This window comes from Streptomyces himastatinicus ATCC 53653, from assembly GCF_000158915.1.
GTDB lineage: Bacteria > Actinomycetota > Actinomycetes > Streptomycetales > Streptomycetaceae > Streptomyces > Streptomyces himastatinicus.
In genome coordinates this window covers 65,088-86,605 of record NZ_GG657754.1, presented here as the reverse complement: position 1 = coordinate 86,605, position 21,518 = coordinate 65,088, and the positions used below count along the sequence as shown (strand labels likewise).

The window sequence follows — 21,518 nt, the reverse complement described above, 5'->3', positions numbered from 1 at the left end:
CGCCTGCGGGGCACTGGACCTGGCGGCGGCCTGCCGGGTCATCGCCGAACGCGGCCTCGCCCAAGCGGACACCGCCGGCGGCGGGCGGATGGCGGCAGTGGGGCTCCCCGCCGACGAGGCCACCTCGCTGATCGCAGGCCGGGACCTGGAACTGGCCGGAGTGAACAGCCCCACCGACGTGACCCTGTCCGGAGACGCCGCGGAACTGTCCGCGCTCGGTGACGAGTTGCTCCTCGGCGGCGTGTTCTTCCGCGAGCTGGACCTGGACCACGCCTTCCACAGCCGATCGATGGAGCCGATCCGGGACCGGTTGAGCACCGCGCTGGACGGGCTCTCACCACGAGCCGGTACCACGGCGTTCGTCTCCACGGTCACCGGCGGGACGCTCCCGGGCGCCGAGCTGGGCGCGGAATACTGGTGGCGCAACGTCCGCGAGCCGGTGTTGTTCGGGCCCGCCGTCACCGGGCTGGTGGGCGAGCACGGCTGCGGCACGATCGTGGAGATCGGCCCCCACCCCGTACTGCTGGGCTATCTACGCAGGCAGTGCGCCACCGCGGACCGGCCGGTGACCACCGTCGGCTCGCTGTCCCGGGAAGCAGCAGGCGCCGCCGCGGTACGGACCACCTGCGCGACGGTGCTCGCGGCCGGAGCCGACGTCGACTGGAACGCGTGGTTCCCCGTACGCGGCCGGGTGGTGCCGCTGCCCGCCTACCCATGGCAGCGGGAACGCCACGTCAACGGAGCCCCCGACTGGTGGTCGGCGGGATCGGGCGCCGGGGAGGATTCGGGACACCCGCTGCTCGGCGACCGCTTGCCGAGCAGGGAACCCACCTGGCAGACACCGGTCGAGCCGTCGCGCCACGCCTGGATCGGCGACCACCGGGTCAGCGGCGCGGTGGTGATGCCCGGCGCCGCGTATCTGGAGATGGCGCTCGCGGCCGCCCACACGCGCCACGAGGGCGCCGTGGAGATCACCGGCCTCGACATCGGCACGGCGCTGGTACTGCCGTGGGACGACCCGGACATGGACATCACCGTGCAGACCCGCCTCGCCGGTGACACGCTCCGGGTGGCCTCCCGCCGGGGCGAGGAGGACTGGCAGGAACACGCGCGGGCGCGGGTGCGCCGACTGTACGGCGGGCCACCGGCGCCCCTGGACGTGGCGGCCGCCCGCGAGGCCTCCCGGACCGAGGTCTCCGGCGAACGGCACTACGCACGCATGCGGCAGGTCGAGCTGGCGTACGGGGAGGCGTTCCGCGGTGTCCAGCACCTCGCCGTGGCCGACGGCACCGTGCTCGCCGACTACGCCAACCCCTCCGGGACGGAGCGGTTCCACGCCCACCCGGCCCTGATCGACTCCACGCTGCAAGCCATCGGGGCACTGCTTCCCCGCGCCGAGAACGGGCAGGTCCACCAGTTCCTGCCCGCCACCCTGGAACGCGTCCGGTTCTGGCGGACCCCCGCCGACCGGGGCGTGGCACTCATCCGGGCGCGCGACCTGTCGCTGCGCGAGACGGTGGTGGACATCACCGTCGCCGACCCGGACGGCACCGTCGCCATGGAGCTGCACGGTGTCCACGTACGCCGGAACAAGGGCGCGGCGAGCGGCGTCGACCGTATCGTCACCACCCTCCGGGCCGCCCCGCTGCCCGGCGCCACCGGCCCGGCCGGGCTGCCCACAGCCACCGCGCTCGCCGCCACGCGGGCCACCGAAGTGGCGGCGCTGTCCGCGGCGTCCCACCGCTACGACGGCTCCGCTTTCGTCCGCCGGGTCAAACACCTCACCGGCCACTTCGTGACCGCCGCACTCACCGAGCTGGAGACCAAGGGCGCGCGGCCCGCCCACCGGAGGCTGTACGAGAACCTGCGGGCCATCGCCGAACGCGAAGGCACACTCGACCACACCCCCGAGCCGGACCGGCTCCTTGCCGATCTGCTGCGGGACTTCCCCGCCATGGCACCCGAACTGCTCCTGTACGCGCGGTGCGGTCCGCAACTGGCCGGGGTGCTCACCGGAGACGTGGATCCGGTGCGGCTGCTCTTCTCCGACACCGAACGCCTCGCCGAGCTGCACTACACGACCTCCGTGGTCCACCAGTACCTGAACGGGATGGCCGGGGAACTGCTCACCGGGCTGGTCGAGGCATGGCCCGCCGACCGGCCGCTGCGGATCCTGGAGGTCGGCGCGGGCACCGGATCCACCACCGCCTGGCTGCTGCCCCGGCTGCCCGCCGACCGCACCACCTACGCCTATACGGACATCTCCAGCGCCTTCTTCCCCCGCGCCCGCCACCGCTTCGCCGACCACAGGTTCCTCGACTACCGGACACTGGACCTGGACCGCGACCCCGCCGAACAGGGCTTCGACCCCGCCTCCTTCGACCTGGTCATCGCCGCCAACGTCCTGCACGCCACCACCGATGTGCGCCGGGCCCTCGGCCACATCACCGACCTCCTCGACAACGGCGGCCGACTGCTCGCCATCGAGTTCCACGACAACGACCTCTTCGCCCCCTGCTACGGGCTGCTCTCCTCGGCGACCGGCTTCACCGACACCGATCTGCGCCAGGACACCCTGCTCGCCCGCGAGCAGTGGCCCGGTGTGCTGCGCTCCGCCGGGTTCACCGACGTGGCCCAGCTCGGCGACGAGCCCACCTGCTCGGTGCTCTTCGCCGACCGGGAGATGCGCGAACAGCCTGCCCCCGTGCCCGCGGACGCCGGGCCCGGCCACTTCCTGGTGGCGACCGATGGCCTCGACGACCTGGCCGCATCCGTGGTGGCGCGGCTGCACGACACGGGCCACTCGGTGCGCCACATCGACGCCTCCGACGACGCCGCACGATGGCGCGCCGCCCTGAACGACACCGAGGCGAGCACCGGAATCCTGGTCCTGCTCGGCGACGGGACCGATGAAGGCGCCGTCGAGGCCGACGACCCCTTCGGCCTGGTGGTCCGGCAGGCCGCGGTCCTCAGGGCGATGGTCACCGGCTGCCAATCCCTGCCGGACGACCGTGAGATGCACGCCTGGGTGCTGACATCGGGCGAGCACACCGCGGTCCCCGAACGCCCCGCCCCGGCCGCAGCCTGGGCTCAGGCACGCACCCTGACCAGCGAGAACCCCCTGCTGAGGGTCCGCAGGATTACGGTTGCCCCCGGCGCGACCGCGGCGGATGTCTGCGCGGAGCTGCTCGCCCGGACCGACGAGGACGAGGCCGTGCTCACCGCCGGCGGGCGCTTCGTACCGCGTATCACCGAACGCCGGCCCGCCCCCCGTACCGTTCGCCCCTTCGCCCTGGCCGTGGCGGACGACGGACCGGCCTGGACGGCCGCGACCGCGCCCGAACCCGGACCGGAGGACGTGGTCATCGAGGTGCGGGCGGCGGCCCTCAACTACGCCGACATCATGGTGTCCCGGGGGCTCGTGCCGCCCATGGCCGCGACACCCGACACCGGAACCCCGCTGCTCGGCCTCGAATGCGCCGGAGTGGTCACCCGCGTCGGCGCCGCGGTGACCGACCGGGCCGTGGGCGACCGGGTGATGGTCGCCCAGCCCGGCAGCCTCGCCTCACACGTCCGCTGCCCGGCCCGGCTCACCATCCCGGTCCCCGACGGCACGCCGCTCACCGAAGCGGCCACCATCCCGACCGTCTTCGCCACCGTGCACTACGGCCTCGACTACCTCGCCCGGCTCCGCCAAGGCGAGACGATCCTCGTCCACGGGGCCGCTGGTGGCGTCGGGCTCGCCGCGCTGCGGTACGCCGAACACGCCGGAGCCACCGTCATCGCCACCGCGGGCACCCCCGCCAAACGCCAGCTGCTGCGCCTGCTCGGCTACGCACACGTACTGGACTCCCGCGGCCTCGGCTTCGCCGATGACGTCCTTCGCATCACCGACGGCCGCGGCGTGGACGTGGTGCTCAACTCGGTGGCGGGGGAGGCCATGGACCGCGGCATGGAGCTGCTGCGCCCGCACGGCCGGTTCGTGGAGCTCGGGAAGCGCGACATCCTCGCCGACAACACGCTCGCCCTGCGGCCGTTCTCCCGCGACCTCTCCTTCTTCGGCGTCGACCTCACCAGTCTGCTCCAGGGCGACAGCCCCGTCGCCGGGCAGATGATCGCCGAACTGGCCGAGCACGTCGCAACCGGGGTGTACCGGCCCCTGCCGCACCTCACCTACCCGGCCGGTCAGATCGCCGAGGCCATGGCGCTCCTGCGGGACTCCCGCCACATCGGCAAGATCGTCATCACGCTCGACCCCGCGGAACCGGTCCCCGTACGCGTGCCGCAGCTCTCCGTGGCGCTGGATCCGGAGGCGACGTACCTCGTCACCGGTGGCCTCGGCGGGTTCGGCGCGGCCACCGCCCTCTGGCTCGCCCGGTGCGGGGCACGCCACCTCGCGTTGGCCTCCCGCAGCGGCGCCGCCCACCCGGAGGCCGATGCGGTCCTCGCCCGCGCCGCCGAGGAGGGAGCGCGGGCGACCGCGTACGCCACGGATGTCACCGACCCCGCGGCCACCCGGGAACTGGTCGCCGCCATCGACGCCACCGGCCATCCGCTACGGGGCGTCATCAACGCCGCCATGGTGCTCGACGACGTCCTCGACGACGCCACCGCGGTCGAGCTGGACGACGAGCGGACCCGCGCCGTGGTGGGCCCCAAACTCGACGGAACCGCACACCTGGACCGGCTCACCCGTGACCGGCCACTCGACTTCTTCGTCTTCTACAGCTCCATCTCCGCCCTCGCGGGCAACCTCCGGCAAAGCACCTACGCCGCGGGCAACCTGGCGGGCGAGGCCATCATCCGGCAACGCCGGGCCGCGGGACTGCCCGGACTGGCCGTGCAGTGGTGCGCCATCTCCGACACCGGTTACGCCGACCGGGCGGGCATGGTCGACACCATGCGGCAAGCCGGATTCGGCGAACTCGACTCCACCACCGCCGCCCGGGTTCTCGGCGAGCTGATCACCGATCCCGACGTGGACGTCATCATGGTGGGCAACACGGACTGGCCGCAGACCGCGAAGCTCCTCCCCGCCGTCGCCGCACCGCGCTTCACCGAAATGCTGCCTCCGCCGGACGCCGACCCCCACGACACCGACCGGAACATCCCGGAGCGCGTGCGCTCCGCGGACGAGCCGAACGCGCTGGCCCTCGTCGCCGACGTACTGGTCTCGGCGCTGGCCACCGTGCTCCAGACCACCCCCGAACGCATCGACCCGGACACCCGGCTCGACCAGCTCGGCCTGGAGTCGCTGATGGCGGCCGAGCTGAGTTCCGTACTCCAGCGCAGGCTGGACTGCGTCGTCCCGACGATGGAACTCGCCACAGCGGCCGGGGTCCGGCAGCTCGCCCCGCGCCTCCTCGGACGGGTCAGGCGGGGCGCATGACCCAGCACGCGCCGTTCCCCACCGTGGAACTCAAACGCCTCACCGACCGGCAGACCGCGCGGATCCGGCTCTACTGCGTACCACCGTCCGGCACTGGATCGGAGTTCTACCTGCCCTGGGTCGCCGCGTTCTCCGAACTGTTCGACCTGGTGTCCGTCGACCTGCCGGGCCGCGGCACCCGTGCCGGGGAACCGTCGATCACCGACATCGGCTGGGCCGCCACGGGCATCGCGGAGGCGATCGCCGCGGACCTGCGGCACCGCCCACCCGCCGACGGCTTCTACGCCGTCTTCGGACACAGCTTCGGGGCACTGCTCGCCTTCGAGGCCACCCAGCGGCTCCGGTCTGCATCGCCGACCGCGCCGGACCTCCTCGCGCTGTCCGCCCTTCCGCCACCCGACCGCGACGGCCTCGACGCCCACATCGCCCGCAACCTCGGCTCCGGGATCGCCGCCATCACCGAGACCATGGGCTGGGAGCAGCCGACCGACGACACGCTCACCCGGACCGTCTACACCCCCTTCCTCGCGGACGCGGTGGCCCTGTTGCAACACACGCGGCAGCCATGGCCACCGCTGGGCGCGCCGCTGAGCGTCTTCGGCGGACTCGACGACCCGATGGTCGACCCCGAGTCGCTGCACGAATGGAGCATCTGCACGACGGCCGATACCCGGGTCCACCGCTTTCCCGGCGGCCACCACTATCTGCGCACCCAAGTGGCCGAGGTCGTCGCCGGTCTTACGGACGATCTGCTGGCCGCGTACCGCAGACCGGCGGGCGGGAAGTAACCCCAGCAGCCCGGCCCGCCGGATTCGGCCCCCGTGTCTTCGCGCCGGTGGTGATGACGAGCCGCTTGGGTCGGCTGGGGCTGGACAAACGCCGCCAGGCGAGCGGTGCACGGCATCACCATCGCGGTATGGGTTCATGCGTCTCGAAGGGGGCGGAGCGCAGGCGGGCCGCCGGCCGTGGACCGTGCCGTCGCGGTGGACCACGACGGGCGGGAGGCGACCGGCCGAGCAGATCGAACACCTAAGGGTGACGGGGGCGAATGTGGCGTACGTCGTCGCTGAGGGGCTGCGGCTGCTTCTGCGTATCGGCCCAGGTCGCCAGCAGGGTGAGAGCGTCAGCGCTGGGCGTACCGGGATCTGCGATGTAGGTGGTGATGGAGACGTGCGGGTCGCCGGGCAGTGCGAAGTCGTCGTACGCGAGGTCCATCGTTCCGACGGCCGGATGGTTGACGGTCTTGCGTCCGCGCGAGTGGCGGCGCACGTGGTGCTTGGCCCAGCGGGTGCTGAAATCGGTGCTGCGGGTGGAGAGCTCGCCGATGAGTTCGGTCACCTGCTGGTCCAGCGGGTCACGCCCGGCGGTCGCGCGGAGTACCGCGACCAGCAGGTTCTTCGCCTCGTCGAGGTCGGCGTAGAAGGCCTCCGCGCGCGGGTCGAGGAACACGTACCTGGCGAAGTTCGGGGGCTGCTGGGCCGTGTCGAAGAGGTCGGCGTACAGGGCGCGGCCCAGGTCGTTGGCCGCGAGGAGATCCAGGCGGCCGTTCTGTACGACGGCGGGCACGCTCATGGAGTCGAGGACCTGCTGCACCGACGCGGTGATGGGTGAGGTGCGCTTGGGGCGCTTGCGGCGTGAGCCGGGTGCGACGTTGCGTGCCAGGTCGTACAGGTGGGCGCGCTCGTCGTCGTCGAGTTTCAGCGCACGTGCGATCGCGTCGAGGACGCTCTCGGACGCCCCACCGAGGTGGCCGCGCTCCATACGGGTGTAGTACTCGACGCTGAGACCGGCGAGCATCGCGACTTCCTCGCGCCGCAGTCCTTTGACGCGGCGGTTGCCTCCGACGTAGGGCAGCCCGGCCTGCTCGGGCGTGATCCGCGCCCGGCGGCTCATGAGGAAGCCCCGGATCTCCTGCTGAAACTCCATGGCTTCCAGGCTAGGACGCCTGTTCCTGGCGTGGGGGTCCCTGAGAGTGCCTGGCAGGCATCCGTGAGGCGAGGGACGGTGGCCAGGCACCCCCCAGAAAATCTGTGTGAAAAGGAATGTCTGCAAGTGCGTGGAGCTGTCATTCATGCCCCGGGCGATGTCCGGGTGGAAGAGCGCGAGAACCCCACGATTGCCGCGCCGACGGATGCGATCATCCGCGTGTCGGCGACCTGTGTGTGCGGTTCGGACCTGTGGGACTACCGCGGCATCAACGATGTGACACAGCCGACCCCGACGGGGCACGAGTACGTCGGTGTGGTCACCGAGATCGGCGACGAGGTGCAGAACATCACGGTCGGTGACTTCGTCGTCGGTTCGTTCTTCGCGTCGGACAACACCTGTGAGATCTGCGAAGCCGGCTACCAGTCACGGTGCGCGCATGCCGAGTTCGTCGGCGCCGGCGGGGCCCAGTCGGAGTATCTGCGGGTGCCGCTGGCCGACGGCACCCTCGTCGCCACCCCCGGAATGCCGGACGACGACCTGATCCCTTCGCTGCTGGCCGCCTCCGATGTGCTGGGGACGGGCTGGTTCGGCGCCGTGGCCGCGGAGGCCGGGCCGGGCAAGACCGTGGCCGTGGTCGGCGACGGAGCCGTGGGCCTGCTCGCCATTCTGGCCGCGAAGCAGCTGGGCGCGGAGCGGATCATCGCGATGTCGCGGCACGCGTCGCGGCAGAAGCTCGCCCTCGAGTTCGGCGCGACCGACATCGTCGCAGAGCGCGGTGACGAGGGCGTGGCCAGGATCAAGGAGCTCACCGGCGGATACGGCGCCCACAGCGTGATCGAGGCCGTCGGCACCCAGGAATCGATGATGCAGGCCATCCGCTCCACCCGCCCCGGCGGACACGTGGGATACGTCGGTGTGGCGCACGGGGTGGAGCTTCCGGGCGAGGAACTGTTCTTCGCCGAGGTGCACCTGCACGGCGGTCCCGCTCCCGTGCGCCGGTTCCTGCCCGAGCTCATCCAGCTCATCTGGGACCGCGAGATCGACCCGGGCAAGGTCTTCGACCTCACCCTCCCGCTCGATCAGGCCGCAGAGGGATTCAAGGCGATGGACGAGCGCCGCGCCATCAAGACCCTGCTGAAGCCCTGACCCCTCACTCACCCCAGCCGCCCTCGCCCGGGACCTCTAACATCCCGGGCGGGTTGCGGAACCTCATGTGATTCCACGGGAGAACACCATGAACCCCAGCTACGACTTCTCCGGGCAGGTGGCCCTGATCACCGGCGCCGCCTCCGGCATGGGCCTGGCCGCCGCCCGCGCCTTCGCCGACTCCGGCGCCGCCGTGGTGCTGGCCGACCGCGACCCCGACGCCGTCCACAAAGCAGCCGAGGCGATCACCGGCCGCGGCGGGCGGGCGACCGGTGTCGTCTGCGACGTCACCGACGAACATCAAGTGGAAGCGGCAGTGCGGCGCGCGGTGACGGAGTACGGCCGCCTGGACATGGCGTTCAACAACGCCGGCATCCAGGTGCCGCCGACCGACGCGGCCGACGAGAGGGCCGAGAATTTCGACCGGGTCAACGCCGTCAACCTGCGCGGCGTCTGGGCGGCGATGAAGCACGAACTGCGGCAGATGCGCGAGCAGGGCAGCGGCGCCATCGTCAACTGCTCGTCCCTGGGCGGGCTCGTCGGACTGCCCGAGCGCGCGGCCTACCACGCCTCCAAGCACGGCGTCATCGGCCTGACCCGCAGCGCCGCGGTCGAGTACGCGCCCCGCGGTATCCGCATCAACGCCGTGTGCCCCGGCGTCATCGACACCCCGATGGTCGCCGACATGGTCGAAAACCAAGCCGAGGCCATGGCCGGGATCCTCAAGGAACAGCCCATCGGCCGACTGGGGGCAGCGGACGAGGTCGCAGCGGCCGTCCTGTGGCTGTGCAGCCCCGGCGCCAGCTTCGTCATCGGAACGGCTCTCCCCGTCGATGGTGGCTTCACCGTCCACTGATACGGCGCCGGACAGGCCCTCGTCGCCGACGGCGGATACACCGCGTAGTGACCCCCTGGGTTGCGATCGCCTTCACGAGCGCGCCCGGGCCCTCTCGCGGGGCTACTGGGGTACCCCGATGCGCGCGTACCGCACTCGGCTCCGGGCTGCACTCGGTTGTGCGATGCGCCGCTGGACGAGGCGGTGCGGCGGTTGCCGGCGCACATCCGGGAATTCCGCCCGGAGGTCACGGTCACCCATGACGCCTACGGCGGGCTGCCAGGCCCCTGGCACCCGCGTGCCCTGTACCTGGCCACACATCCGCACTCGGCCACGCCGGAGCTGCGAGAGGCGAGCGGTCAGCTGGCCGTCTTCACCTTGGTGGCCTTGGCGACCTCGCAGGTTTTCGGCATTGCGGCGGTGTCGCCCTTCCAGGCGGTGGATGCGAGTGCGCTCCTCATCACTCCGGCTGGGACGGGCTGGTGGGCGAGGGTGGTGTAGACCGCCTGGTCGGGGTGTTCGGGGTTCAGGAAGCGGACCTTGACGGTGTACGTGTAGTCCGCCGCGCCCTTGGCGTTGTTGAGCTGGATGACCGCGAACAGTTTGGACGCGTCACGCAGCTGGCATGACTTGATGCTGACTTCGACCTTGGAGGTGACGGCCTGAGCGGGGCCGGTTCCACCGGCCGCCTCGCCCGCCGCGGCGGATCGTGACGGCGTGGCTTTCGCACTCGGCGAGCCGCTGCCGGTGCTGTTCTTCCCGTCCTTCCCGTCCTTCCCGGCGGCGGATGGTGCGTCGCTCGACCCGCTGCTGGAGCAGGCCGAAAGGGTGAGAAGGGCGCAGGCAGCGAGCGCGGCAGCGCGTGGAAGGTGGCGCATGGTGAAAGGGGTCCCCCGTCAGGACACAGGTTCGCCGGACGGACCGGCCCAGTCCGCGTCACGCTACTGAGGATTAATGCGTGATGTCGCCAGGGCCTATGGCGAGGCCGGTGCCGATGAGGCAGCCGGTGATGATGGTGGGCCGGTACTGGATCTGGCGTAGGGCCCGGCGGACTGCGGTGACCAGGTGCGTGTAATCGGCGAAGGCGATGTTGGCCAGGCTGGTGCGCCGCAGGCTGGACCAGATCCCCTCCACGGGGTTGAGGTCCGGTGCATAGGCCGGCAACTGGAACACCGTGAGCCAGTCCCGAGCCGTGATCCAGGCGCGCATCGCGCGACTGAGGTGCAGGCCGACGTTGTCCCAGACCAGCACGATCGGTCCGCCGAGCTGGGTGTGGGCGGCTGTGAGCAGGTCCCGTAAGTCCTTCCAGGAGAAGCCCTTACGACCGTCGGCCCGCCGGTCACCGGTGTGCCGGAAGACCAACCGCGGCCGCTCGCCGGGCTTGTAGCAGCACAGAGCGGCCACCGACAGGTGGCGTCTGCTGCCGCCGTTGACCCGGATCACCGGGGTGACGCCTCTGCGGGACCAGGTGCGGGCGGTGTGCGGCGTCATCGAGAACCCGGCCTCGTCGGCGAAGACGGTCCAGGCGCCGAGCGCCGCCGCGGTGGTTCCACGGCCGACCAGGTCTCCTTCACCCACGTCGCGACCGCCTTGTCGTCGCGCTGCACCGCCCTGCGAGCCGGAACCTGGGGCGACCAGCCGTGCCGGTGCAGCAACAGGCACACCCCGGGCCCGGTGTAGCTCTTGTGGAACATCCGCCCGATCAGTGTCCGGATCCGCGCGAGCGTCCAGCGCTCGTCAGGCCAGCCGTGCGCCACCGCCCCCAACGCCAGCGCCGCCTCCAGCTTCACGAACAACTCGTCGCTGAGCTTGGGCAGGGATGCCGGCCCCTTCGAGACCAGTCCCGCCTTACCCCGCTCGGCCCACTCGCGCCGCCAGCGCTGCACCGAGCGCACATGCACCCGCAGCATCTTCGCCACCTCGACGTTGTCACTACCGGCCGCGAACATCTCGCCCGCATCCAGACGGATCTGCTCGCGAAAAGCCCTCCGCTCGGCAGTCAGCCCGCCACCCTGCGCGTACCTCATGACCCTGGTGTACCGCGACAATCACGACCTGTCAGCACCCCACGACATCACGCATTACAAGTCAGTAGCACTTGGCGCAAACACGAGTTCGGCTGCATGTCGCACACATCGCGGTCACGCGAAGACCTCGGGCCCGGTCGAGCGGGCGTATTCGGTGGGGGTTTGGCCGTATTGCTTCTTGAGGCGCGGATGAAGTGGCTGCCGTCCGCAAACTGCCACGCTCGCGCGCCAGCATGGTGGGAGAGAGCTCGGGATGGGCGCGGAATCTTTTCGACGGCGAGTTCTGCAAGGTCGACGGGTTGGCGCCTGCTCAAGCGCCGACACCGCCGATCTGGACCGGGTCCATGGGGCCCGCGTCGCTTGCGGTCACCGGCAGGCTCGCCGACGCCTGGATGCCTGCCGGGGCCCAGGATTGGCGCAGCGACTTCGTCGCGGGCGCCCGGCCTGTGATCGACAAGGCCGCTGTCGAGGCGGGCAGGGACCCTTCATTGGTGGCGCCCATCAACGACTACCGCGCGGGCGGTTTCGTGTATTTCCCGGTCGCCGAAACCGCCGATGGACAGGAGACGGCCCGTTACCGGTGGGCCCACGAGATCGTGTCCGCCGTGCGCGCGGCCACGGGTGCCGCGAGTATCGCGCGAACGCGGGCAAGCGTGGTGGGCGCGGGCGTCGCCCGCGGCGGCGAGTAGCCGTATCGCACCGCGCACCCGACCCAGGCAAGGGACGGCTACGGCTCGATGAGCCCGGCACGGATGGCGTAGCGGGTGAGTTCGAGGCGGTCCTTGAGGCCCAGTTTCTGGAGCAGGTTGGCGCGGTGGCGTTCGACGGTCTTGACGCTGATGACGAGCATGTCGGCGATCTGCTGAGAGGTGTGGCCTTCGGCGACGAGTTTGAGGATCTCCTCCTCGCGGTCGGTGATCGCCCGCTCGGGCAGGGGCTCGCCGTGCCGGGCTCGGTCGAGGTGGTTGCGTATCAGGGCGTTGACGGCGCCCGGGTAGAGGAAGGGCTCGCCGCGCATGGTGGCGCGGCAGGCTTCGACCAGGTCGCGGTCGGCGACGGATTTCAGGACGTAGCCGGAGGCACCGGCGGCGAGGGCTTCGAAGAAGTACTGCTCGTTGTCGTACATCGTCAGCATCAGGAGGCGGATGCCGGGTTGGGAGCGGGAGAGCTCGCGGGCGGCCTGGAGTCCGGTCATGCGGGGCATGGCGATGTCGAGGACGGCCAGGTCGGGATGGTGGGCACGGGCCGCTTCGACGGCTTCGGCGCCGTTGCCCGCTTCGGCGACCACGGCCAGGTCGGGTTCGGCATCGAGGATGAGGCGTACTCCGCGGCGGACCAGTTGGTGGTCGTCGGCGAGCAGGATGCGGGTTTCGGCTGCCTCGGACATGGTCAGTGGCTCCCGTGGTGGAGGGGGACGACGAGACGTACCTCGGTGCCGCCGCCGGGGCGGGGACTCAGGGTGAGGTCGGCGCCGATGAGCAGGGCGCGTTCACGCATACCGCTGATCCCGGCCCCTTCGACGGCGTCCCGTATGCCGTGGCCGTCATCGCGGACGCTGAGCTCCATCCCCGCGGGGGCGCGCTCGAGGGTGAGGTCGACGCGGCGGGCGCCCGAGTGGCGGGCGGCGTTGGTCAGGCTTTCCTGAGCGACGCGATAGAGGACGAGTTCCGTATCGCGGCTCAGCGGCGGCAGGTCGGCGTCGACATGGTGGCGTACGGCCAGGGCGGGACCGGTGAACTCGCTGGTGAGGGCCTTGAGGGCGCTGGCCAGCCCCAGTTCTTCCAGGACGCCGGGACGCAGTCGGCGGGCGATGCGGCGGATCTCGTCGAGGCTGGCGCGGGTGGACTCCTGGACCTGGTGGAGTTCCTCACGTACGGCGGCGGGTGGCGCGTGGTCGGCGACGCTTTTGAGTTCGAGCAGGACGGCGGTGAGGGTCTGGCCGACCTCGTCGTGGAGTTCTTGGGCGATGCGGTGGCGTTCGGCTTCCTGCGCGGACAAGGCGCGGGCGGCGCTGGTGGCGCGTTCGGCCTCCAGCCGGTCGAGCATGGCGTTGAAGGTCGTGATCAGCTCGGCGACCTCGCCGTGGCCGCCGACGGCCGGGCGCGCGCCCGGCCGCAGCAGGTCGGTGGTGGTCATGGCGCGCGTGAGGCGTTGCAACGGGGCGAGCCCGACGCGTAGCAGCACGCCGTTGGCGATGAGTATCGCGGCCAGTCCGGCGGTCAGGACGGCCGCTTCGGTGAGCAGGACGGGTGTGGAGACGGTGACCGGTCCCAGCAGCAGGGCGGTCGCCGCGATCAGCACCACGGCGTTGAGCAGGAAGATCCGCCAGAACAGGGACATCGGCACCGCCTTCTCCCGTCGCCGTCGGCGGCTGTGACCGGCCCGGCTCGCACACCGGCGCGGGGGCCCCGGCAGTGGTCGAGGGGATCGTCGGCCTTCATAGCCAGCCTGCCGGGTGCGGTGCGGCGCCGTCCATCGGTGCCGGTGCCCACGTGCCGAGCGGTTGTGGGGGTCGGACACCTGCGGAATTGGGTGCTGCGCCCGATGTGAGGCCGCAAGGCCACGTGTGACGGTGGCATGGAGCCCCGCATTGCCGACCCCGGATGGAGGAAGCCATGGCGCAGCCCGGCACCCGGCCACTGCACGACCTCGAGACGCAGACACGGCGAAGCGTCCCTCCTGCCGCCCGCGTGCCGGGGGCAGGCCACCCGCTCCGGCCGCACGCATACCGGCGACGGCGCGGCCCGGCCCGGGCGCTGCTGGCTCTCTCCGCAGTGATGGTGGTCATGGGCATGGTGCTGCCGCAGGGCCTGCTCCTCGCGGCGGGCCTGGTCACCGCGGGGGCGACGCATCTGCTCGCGCCGCCACACGACCGGGGCCGCCCCTTACCCGCGGCGGCGCGCACCGAACCGGCAACGATCATCAGGGCCTGACAGCCCCGGAACGCCCGACAGCCCCGGAACGAAGGAGGACCCATCCGCTCCCGTCAGCCGCGACACACCACGCCCACCACGCTGCGGAAGGTCGTGACCCGTGGGACACGCTGACACCCTGCTCGCCATGGGGCGGTGCCTTCCTGGCCCGCCGCCGTCTTTCGCCCGCCTCGGCAGACGCATTCGGTCTGCCGACCATCCCGCTGTTCATCCTCGCCGGCATCCTGCTCGGCCCCCCACACCCCGGGCCCGGTCCTCGTGGACGACCCGCACGACTTCGAGATGCTCTCCGCGCTCGGGCTGGTACTCCTGCTGTTCTACCTGGGGCTGGAGTTCCACCTCGACGACCTCAAGAGCGGCGGCAGGCGCCTGCTGGCCGCAGGCGGCACGTACCTGCTGCTGAACGTCGGCGCCGGTCTGGGATTCGGGTTCGCCCTGGGATGGGGAGCACGAGAAGCCCTGGTCCTCTCCGGCGTCCTGGGCATCTCCTCCTCCGCGATCGTCACCAAGATCCTTATCGACCTCGGTCGCATCACCCGCCCCGAGACCCGCCTGATCCTGGGCGTCACCGTCGTCGAGGACGTCTTCCTCGCCCTGTACCTGGCCGCGCTCCAGCCCGTCATCAGCGGCGCCCAGGGCGTCCCGGAAACCGTCCTCCAGGCGGCCAAGGCGTTCGGTTTTCTGATGGTGCTGGCGATCGCGGCCCGCTACGGCACCCGCCTGATCGGGCGCCTGATCGCGGTGCGCGACAACGAACTGCTGGTCACCAGCTTCCTCGGCGCCGCGATACTCATCGCCGGCGTTTCCGAGGTCCTCGGGGTGGTCGACGCCATCGGCGCCTTCATGGTCGGCCTGATCCTCGCCGGAACCCCCTCCGGACCGCGGATCCGCGAACTGGTGCATCCGCTGCGCGACGCCTTCGCCGCGATCTTCTTCTTCGCCTTCGGCCTGGCCATCAATCCCGCGGACATCGCCTCCGTCGCCCTACCGGTCGCCGCCGCAACGGCACTGACCATCGCCATGAACGTGGCCGCCGGACTGTTCGCGGCACGCCTCTACCGCTACGGCCCCCAGCCGGCCGCGAACATCGCCACCACGCTCCTGGGACGTGGCGAGTTCGCGCTGATCCTGGCCGCCATGGCCGCGGGCGCGGGACTCGACGACCGCCTCGCCCCGTTCATCGCCGGCTACGTCCTCGTCCTCGCCGTCCTCAGCCCGATCGTCGCCGGGCGCTCGCACCTGCTCTCCCGCGCCCTGCGCGCCGCACCCTTCCTGCTGCCCGGCGACCGGGCCCGCCGCCCCACGGCCGTCGTCCGGCTCGGACCCGCTCGGATCGTGGCGGGTCCGCCGGGTGGCGGTGATGCCGAGGACGGCGGCGAGGAGAAGCGTGGTGAGGGCGGTGAGCGTGACGCCACGCCAGCCGAGGGTAGCCGGACGCGGCGGTCAGCATGCCTGCGGTTTCCGGTGTGGGGGGTGTACCCGGTCGGTGAGGTGTCCGGCGAGCGGGAGTACGGCGAGGCCGAGAAGTCCGGGCCAGGGCTGTACAGGCCGATGGCGGGCCAAGGGAGTGGGGTGGCTGGGCCCAGAGCCAGGGCGAGCGCGACCCAGACGAGGTTGAAGGCGAAGTATCACAGCCCGCCGGTGGCCACCGCGCGGCGTAGCTGGGGATGGTGGCGCAGGAGCCGGGGGAGTGCGGTGAGCGTGGCGCGGTAGCCGCGGTGGGCTTGTGGTGGCTGCCGGGGCAGGAGCGCGGTGGCGGCGGCCGCGCCGAGCAGGGCGAGAGCGGCGAATACGAGGAGCATCCGCCGCCACCCGAGGAGAGCGGCGAGTGTTCCTCCGGCCAGACGGCTGAGCAGGATGCCCGCCGACATGCCGACGGCCACGGTGGCGACCCCGATTCCCCGGCGCCCGGGCGGTGCGTGGCGGCCCGCGATGCTGCCGGCCTGGGCCGCGACACTGGCGGCCGCGCCGATGAGCAGGTAGGCGGCCAGGAGCACGATCGCGCCGGGTGCGGCCGCGGCGAGGGCGAGGGCGGCGGCCAGAGCGATGAGCTGTGCGGCGACCAGGCGGTTGGGGGCGAGGTGGTCGGTGAGGGGGAGCAGGAGGGCGAACCCGGCCATGCAGCCGACGAGCGCGGCGGTCGGTACGAGGCCGATCACGGAGAGCGGAACGCCCAGGTCGTCGGCGCCCGCGGTAAGGGCCGGCTGGACAGCGTAGTTGTTCGCGATCGCCATTCCGGCTATCGAGGCGAGGAGCGGCGCGCGGCCTCGGGTGAGGGGCGGGTCACGGTGTGGTGCCGCGGGTGAGGACGACGGCGTAGCGGCACTCGGTGTCGGTGGAGTTGACGAAGACGCGCTCGGCGGGCTCGCCGAGTTCGATGGTGTCTCCGGTCTCCAGTTCGTGGACAGTGTCGCCGTCGTGGAAGGTCAGGCGGCCGTCGAGGACCCAGACGACCTGGCGGATGAAGGCGAAGGCGGCGGCCGGATACGGGACGCGTGCCCCGGGAGGCAGATGGATCTCGGCGATCTCGGCCGGGAAGCGGGGGCTGGTGATCTGACGGCGGCGGTAGCCGGTGGCGGGGTCGTACCACTCGGCGGCGTCGGTCTGTCGGCGCACATCCGCGCCTCCATCGGTGTCGTCCGGGGATCCTTCGGCGAGGGCGAGCAGGGTTGCGACGCTGAGCTGGAAGGCGGCGGACAGTTTGCCGAGGACGACGGCGGTGGGGCTGCTCTCGCCGCGCTCGATCCGGTTGATCATGGCGCGGGAGACCCCGGAGGCGTCCGCGAGCTGGGCCAGGGTCCACTTGCGGCGTTCGCGTTCGGTGCGGACACGGGCTGCGATCCGCCCCACCAGAGGATCTACTATGTTGGACATGAATCCAATATACGAGAGAAACGGGGCTGTGGCGGTGCGCCGGGCCCGCCCCGGCGACGCGGAGGCCATCCGCGCGATCCGTAACCACGCCATCGAACATTCGACGGCCCTGTGGACGCAGACTCCGCAGTCCCCTGCCGAGGGGGCTGCCTGGCTGGCCGGGCACCTGGAGCGGGGGTCGGCGTTCGTGGCCGAGGCGGAAGGGGAACTGGCCGGGTTCGCGGTCTACGGCCCGTGGCGGGAGCTGGACGGATACCGGCACACGGTGGAGGACTCGGTCTACGTCCGCGAAGACCGGCACGGGCTCGGCATCGGCTCCGCGCTGCTGGCCGCCCTCATCGCGTCGGCGCGCGAAGCCGGCCACCGTGTCGTGATCGCCGATATCGAAGCCGAGAACGCCCCTTCGGTGCGGCTGCACGAACGATTCGGGTTCCATCACGTCGGAACGGTGTCGGAGGTCGGCACCAAGTTCGGCCGGTGGCTCGACTTGACGATCATGCGCCTGCCCCTGGCCTGAGCCGCCGCCCGCCCGCGGGTTCGTGAGATGGACGGTCCTCAGGACGTGGGAACGCCTGCCCATTCGGCGAGCCGGTCCGGGTTGGTGGTGAGCCAGCCGTAGCTGATGCCGTTCATCTGACCGCTGCGGTGCTGCGCCATGTGGCGCAGCACCCGGGTGAAGGCAGCCCAGGTGTCGGGTTCCTCCTCCGAGGCCCGCTCGATCTCGGCGGACGCCTGCGCCATGACGCCGACCGCGACGTGCTCGACGAGGGCGCTCTTGCTCGGGAAGTGCCGGTAAATGGTCCCCATGCCCACCCCTGAGCGGCGGGCGATCTTCTCGATCGACACCTCGTATCCGCGGTCGGCGAAGACGGTACGGGCCGTCCGCAGGATCAGGCGGATCGCCCCCCGCCCCGACTTCCCCGCGGCCTTCCGGGGCGCTGTGCTGCGCCCCGGCGACCACGGGTACGACACGGCACGCGTGCTGGACCAGGGCCGCGCCGCCGACGAAGGCCCCGCGCTGATCGCCCGGTGCGTCGACGAGCGCGACGTGGCGACCGTCCTGCGTTACGCCTCCGACCGCGGCATCCCCGTGGCCGTACGCGGAGGCGGGCACGGCTCGGACGGGCACGCGATGCCCGGCGGCGCGCTCGTCGTCGACCTCTCGGAGATGAAGGCGATCAACGTCGACCCGACGACGCGGGTCGTACGGGCTCAATCGGGCGACCTCCTCGGCGAGTTGGACGACGCCGCCCAGCAACACGGCCTCGCCGTACCTGCCGGAACCGTCAGCAGCACCGGCGTCGCCGGGCTGACCCTCGGCGGCGGATTCGGACACCTCATGCGCCGCTACGGCGCCACCGTCGACAACCTGCTGGCCTGCGAGTTCGACCAGGCCGCCGACGTCCCCGCCAAGCTCCCCGCGTACATGGCCACCGCTCCGCGTGAACTCGGGCTGCTGACCGCAATCGCCCCCGCGCCCGCTCTGCCCATGCCGCCCGAGGACGCGCACGGCAAGCCGGTTCTGGTCCTCGTACCCGTCTACGGCGGAGACGTGACGACCGCCGATCAGGTCATCGAGCCGCTCACCTCCCTGGGCCGGTCCTACGCCAACCTGGTGACGCCGATCCCGTGGCTACAGGCGAACCGCATGCTGGACGCCGTAGCCCCGTACGGACAGCGAATGAACCTGCGGGGGCGGCTATCTGCCGGCCCTGTCCGCCGACGTCATCGACACCCTGCTGCGCACCGCCGCCTCCGTACCGTCGCACGCGGGCTCCGGCTTCACGATCAACCTCTGGAGCATGGGCGGCGCCATATCCGAGGACGTCGGCGAGGACGCCATGGCCTTCTCCCGCCAGGGCGCGGCATGGCTGTGGGAAGCCGTCAGCATGTGGGACAACTCCGAGCACGATCCGCGGTACGACGCGTGGGCGACGGCGCTCGCCGAGGCGATGCGGCCCCTCTCCCTGGCCAACGGTTACACCAACCTCACCGACGACCAGGGGGAGGCCTGGCGCCGGGGAATCCACGGCAGCGAGGCCAAGCACCGGCGCCTGCGCGCGGTCAAGGCCGCCTGGGATCCTGGCAACCTGCTCCGTTACAACAAGAACATCGCTCCCGTGAGTGCCGAAGGACGCCACCCGCGGTGCGACTTGAGGAAGGCGGGTCCATGGACACCTTCGATACGGACGTTCTGATCGCCGGCGGCGGGCCGACAGGGCTCCCTCGCCTGTGACCTGGCACGGCGCGGTGTCGACTGCCGGATCGTGGAGCGGGACGGACGGGCGTTCCCCGGCACGCGCGGGGCGGGCCTCCAACCGCGTACCCAAGAGATCTTCGAGGATCTCGGTGTACTCGGCGCCATCCGCGCGGCCGGCGGGACCTACCCGCTGATGATGCGGTGGGACGGCGCCACCCCGCTCGGCACCGTCGACATCATGGAGCGCAACGCCCCCACGCCGGACCGGCCCTACGGCGAGATGTGGATGCTGCCCCAGTGGCGCACCGTGGAGATCCTCCATGAGCGGCTGGAGGAGCTCGGAGGGCATGTCGAGTTCCACACTGAACAGACCGCCCTCGCCCAGGACGCCCACGCCGTCACCGCGACCGTGCGGCGCTCCGACGGCGCCGAGGAAAGGATCCGGGCCCGCTACCTCGTGGCCGCCGACGGGGGTAGCTCCACCGTGCGCCGCGGCCTCGGCCATGGTTTCACCGGAGCGGTCCTCGACGCTCCGCCGATGCTCTTCGGCGACGTCATGATCGACGGTCTCGACCCCGACCACTGGCACGTCTGGCCGGCGGCCCCGGGCGGCCTGGTGTCCCTGTGCCGGGTCAAAGGAGCGGAACCCTTCGCCCTGCTGGTCCACTTCACGGCCCCCGGCGCGCAGCCGGACGTCGGCCCGGACGCCGCACCGCAGGCGGTACAGCAGTTACTCCGGCACCGTACGGGACACGACCTCACCGTCCGCGAGGTCCGCTGGGCGTCCGCTCTCCGGATCCGGGCGGCGATGGCCGACCGCTTCCGTATCGACCGCGTGTTCCTCGCGGGAGACGCGGCACACACCCACTCACCCACCGGCGGACAGGGCCTGAACACCAGTGTCCAGGACGCCTACAACCTCGGCTGGAAACTCGGCGCGGTACTGCGCCACGGTGCCGCGCCCGTCCTGCTGGACAGCTACGAGGCCGAACGCCGGCCGGTCGCGGCCGACCTGCTGACGAGGACCACCCGCATCTTGGGGGAGGACCGGAGGAACACGGAAGCAGGCTTCTCCCGGCGCGGAGGTGACACCCACCAACTCGACCTCCACTACCGCGACAGCCCCCTGACGGCGGAACGACGCGGGACCTCACCCGAGGGGACCCTGCACGCGGGCGACCGCGCGCCGGACGCCCCTTGCGCGGACCGGGCGGGTCAACCGCTACGCCTCTTCGATGTGTTCCGCGGACCGCACTTCACCCTCCTCGCCTTCGGCGACGCCCCCTTGCCGCGACTCCCCGAGGACGCGGTGCGGGTCTGCCGGATCGGCAAACCCGGATCGGATCCGCAGACCACCGACCTCACCGACACCGAGGGGCATGCGCACCGGGCCTACGCCGACGAGGGGCTGTTCCTCGTACGACCCGACGGTTACGTCGCACTGGCGACCCACGATCCGGCCGATGCCACGACTTACCTGTCCGAGCACCATGCCGACGCCCGCTGACCGTGGCAGCGGGAAGGGGAATGATGTTCGCGGCATCCTGCGTGGGGCCTCGAACGAGGCGGTGCCGCCCATAAGATGCCGAACGTGACGGAGGAGTCCAACCTGAAGTGGACGCTGAAGAGCGAGCGTCCCGAGCCGGCCGGATACTTGACGGTGCGATGCCGCACCTATGTGCAGCCCGACGGCCGAGAATCCGACTGGGACATTCTCGTCGGCCCGCGCATGGTCGCCGTGGTCGCGCTGACGGAGGACGGGCAGGGCATCCTGGTACGCCAGTACCGGCCCGGGCCGGGCACGGTGCTGGCGGAACTGCCCGGCGGCCTGGTCGCCGACGGCGAGGAAGTCGCGGCCGGCGCGGCGCGCGAGCTGCTGGAGGAGACGGGGTACGAGGCCGGTTCGCTCCAGATCGTCGCGACCACCTATCTGGCCTCCTTCGCCACCCACGTGCGGTACGCGGCACTGGCCCGGGAGTGACGTAAGGTCGCGGACCCTACGCCGGACGCCGAGGAGTTCCTCGAGCCGGTCACCCTGCCACGCGACCAGTACGTGGCCCATATCCTGAGCGGTCGGCTCACCGATATGGACCTGGGTCTGGCGGGTCTAGTGGCCGCAGGGCTTCTCAAACCCGCGGTGTGACGACTCACCGCTGATCATCGTCGCAGCAGGAGAGGATCCCCA

At 71.4% G+C, this 21,518-nt stretch carries 18 protein-coding genes and 2 pseudogenes; 12 read left to right on the top strand and 8 right to left on the bottom strand.

Going from position 1 to position 21,518, the window contains the following annotated elements; genetic code table 11:
- Together SSOG_RS00400 and SSOG_RS00395 are read left to right on the top strand one after the other, a co-directional pair.
- The coding region (locus tag SSOG_RS00400) for an SDR family NAD(P)-dependent oxidoreductase (RefSeq protein ID WP_039936180.1) at positions 1–5,389 on the top strand (5,389 nt) is incomplete at its 5' end.
- Positions 5,386–6,177, top strand: a complete 792-nt coding sequence (locus SSOG_RS00395; RefSeq protein WP_009712196.1) for a thioesterase II family protein — start codon at positions 5,386–5,388, stop codon at positions 6,175–6,177. The genes SSOG_RS00400 and SSOG_RS00395, both read left to right, overlap by 4 nt.
- 241 nt (positions 6,178–6,418) lie before the next feature.
- Here SSOG_RS00395 and SSOG_RS00390 read toward each other — a convergent pair whose 3' ends face one another.
- Positions 6,419–7,315 (bottom strand): helix-turn-helix transcriptional regulator, encoded by an 897-nt coding sequence (locus SSOG_RS00390; RefSeq protein WP_009712195.1) that lies wholly within the window; start codon positions 7,313–7,315, stop codon positions 6,419–6,421.
- Between the two features lie 126 nt (positions 7,316–7,441).
- Here SSOG_RS00390 and SSOG_RS00385 point away from each other — a divergent pair, with 126 nt between their 5' ends.
- Together SSOG_RS00385 and SSOG_RS00380 are read left to right on the top strand one after the other, a co-directional pair.
- Entirely contained in the window at positions 7,442–8,464 is a 1,023-nt protein-coding gene (locus SSOG_RS00385) for a zinc-dependent alcohol dehydrogenase family protein (RefSeq protein WP_009712194.1), read from the top strand.
- Between the two features lie 88 nt (positions 8,465–8,552).
- Positions 8,553–9,320, top strand: a complete 768-nt coding sequence (locus SSOG_RS00380; protein ID WP_009712193.1) for a glucose 1-dehydrogenase — start codon at positions 8,553–8,555, stop codon at positions 9,318–9,320.
- Between the two features lie 338 nt (positions 9,321–9,658).
- Here SSOG_RS00380 and SSOG_RS00375 read toward each other — a convergent pair whose 3' ends face one another.
- Both SSOG_RS00375 and SSOG_RS58185 read right to left on the bottom strand, forming a co-directional pair.
- Entirely contained in the window at positions 9,659–10,177 is a 519-nt protein-coding gene (locus SSOG_RS00375) for a hypothetical protein (protein ID WP_009712192.1), read from the bottom strand.
- A gap of 73 nt (positions 10,178–10,250) precedes the next feature.
- Positions 10,251–11,326, bottom strand: a protein-coding gene (locus SSOG_RS58185) for an IS630 family transposase (RefSeq protein WP_425385400.1) whose coding sequence is annotated in 2 segments (ribosomal slippage) — positions 10,251–10,877 and positions 10,880–11,326 — 1,074 coding nt in all. Because the reading frame shifts where the segments join, the coding sequence is not laid out codon by codon here.
- Positions 11,327–11,520: 194 nt separating this feature from the next.
- Between SSOG_RS58185 and SSOG_RS00360 the strand changes: the two genes are divergently transcribed.
- Positions 11,521–12,015 (top strand): LLM class flavin-dependent oxidoreductase, encoded by a 495-nt coding sequence (locus SSOG_RS00360; protein ID WP_009712189.1) that lies wholly within the window; start codon positions 11,521–11,523, stop codon positions 12,013–12,015.
- A 38-nt stretch (positions 12,016–12,053) separates the two neighbouring features.
- Here SSOG_RS00360 and SSOG_RS00355 read toward each other — a convergent pair whose 3' ends face one another.
- Both SSOG_RS00355 and SSOG_RS00350 read right to left on the bottom strand, forming a co-directional pair.
- Positions 12,054–12,713, bottom strand: coding sequence for a response regulator (locus SSOG_RS00355; RefSeq protein WP_009712188.1), 660 nt, complete (start codon positions 12,711–12,713; stop codon positions 12,054–12,056).
- Positions 12,714–12,715: 2 nt separating this feature from the next.
- Positions 12,716–13,666: a HAMP domain-containing sensor histidine kinase gene (locus SSOG_RS00350; RefSeq protein ID WP_039936177.1), complete on the bottom strand. Its 951-nt coding sequence runs from the start codon at positions 13,664–13,666 to the stop codon at positions 12,716–12,718.
- 275 nt (positions 13,667–13,941) lie between these two features.
- On the opposite strand from SSOG_RS00350, the gene SSOG_RS00345 reads away from it, so the two are divergent.
- Positions 13,942–14,259 carry a hypothetical protein gene (locus SSOG_RS00345; RefSeq protein ID WP_063631634.1) on the top strand — a complete coding sequence of 106 codons (318 nt, stop codon included), beginning with the start codon at positions 13,942–13,944 and terminating at the stop codon, positions 14,257–14,259.
- Between the two features lie 100 nt (positions 14,260–14,359).
- A pseudogene (locus SSOG_RS00340) lies at positions 14,360–15,570 on the top strand (cation:proton antiporter); the annotation flags it as partial.
- A 317-nt stretch (positions 15,571–15,887) separates the two neighbouring features.
- Here the strand turns inward: SSOG_RS00340 and SSOG_RS00335 are convergent.
- Positions 15,888–16,493 (bottom strand): MFS transporter, encoded by a 606-nt coding sequence (locus SSOG_RS00335; RefSeq protein ID WP_009712184.1) that lies wholly within the window; start codon positions 16,491–16,493, stop codon positions 15,888–15,890.
- Between the two features lie 49 nt (positions 16,494–16,542).
- Complete coding sequence (locus SSOG_RS00330) at positions 16,543–17,133, bottom strand: helix-turn-helix domain-containing protein (RefSeq protein ID WP_039936174.1); 591 nt, start codon at positions 17,131–17,133, stop codon at positions 16,543–16,545.
- Here SSOG_RS00330 and SSOG_RS00325 point away from each other — a divergent pair.
- Positions 17,132–17,650 (top strand): GNAT family N-acetyltransferase, encoded by a 519-nt coding sequence (locus SSOG_RS00325; RefSeq protein WP_009712182.1) that lies wholly within the window; start codon positions 17,132–17,134, stop codon positions 17,648–17,650. The two genes, SSOG_RS00330 and SSOG_RS00325, sit on opposite strands and share 2 nt — an antisense overlap.
- Positions 17,651–17,688: 38 nt before the next feature.
- Here the strand turns inward: SSOG_RS00325 and SSOG_RS47945 are convergent, their stop codons facing one another.
- On the bottom strand, positions 17,689–18,105 hold the full coding sequence (locus tag SSOG_RS47945) for a TetR/AcrR family transcriptional regulator (RefSeq protein ID WP_009712180.1): 417 nt from the start codon (positions 18,103–18,105) through the stop codon (positions 17,689–17,691).
- On the opposite strand from SSOG_RS47945, the pseudogene SSOG_RS55330 reads away from it, so the two are divergent.
- From SSOG_RS55330 to SSOG_RS00305, 4 genes and pseudogenes are all read left to right on the top strand, one after another.
- A pseudogene (locus SSOG_RS55330) lies at positions 18,074–18,457 on the top strand (FAD-binding oxidoreductase); the annotation flags it as partial. The gene SSOG_RS47945 and the pseudogene SSOG_RS55330 overlap by 32 nt on opposite strands.
- A 478-nt stretch (positions 18,458–18,935) precedes the next feature.
- Positions 18,936–19,331, top strand: a complete 396-nt coding sequence (locus tag SSOG_RS55325) for a BBE domain-containing protein (protein ID WP_063631525.1) — start codon at positions 18,936–18,938, stop codon at positions 19,329–19,331.
- A gap of 69 nt (positions 19,332–19,400) precedes the next feature.
- A complete protein-coding gene (locus SSOG_RS00310) occupies positions 19,401–20,840 on the top strand; it encodes an FAD-dependent monooxygenase (RefSeq protein ID WP_009712179.1) in 1,440 nt (479 codons plus the stop codon).
- Positions 20,841–20,924: 84 nt separating this feature from the next.
- A complete protein-coding gene (locus SSOG_RS00305; protein ID WP_245606177.1) occupies positions 20,925–21,314 on the top strand; it encodes an NUDIX hydrolase in 390 nt (129 codons plus the stop codon).
- The last annotated feature ends 204 nt before the right edge of the window (positions 21,315–21,518 follow it).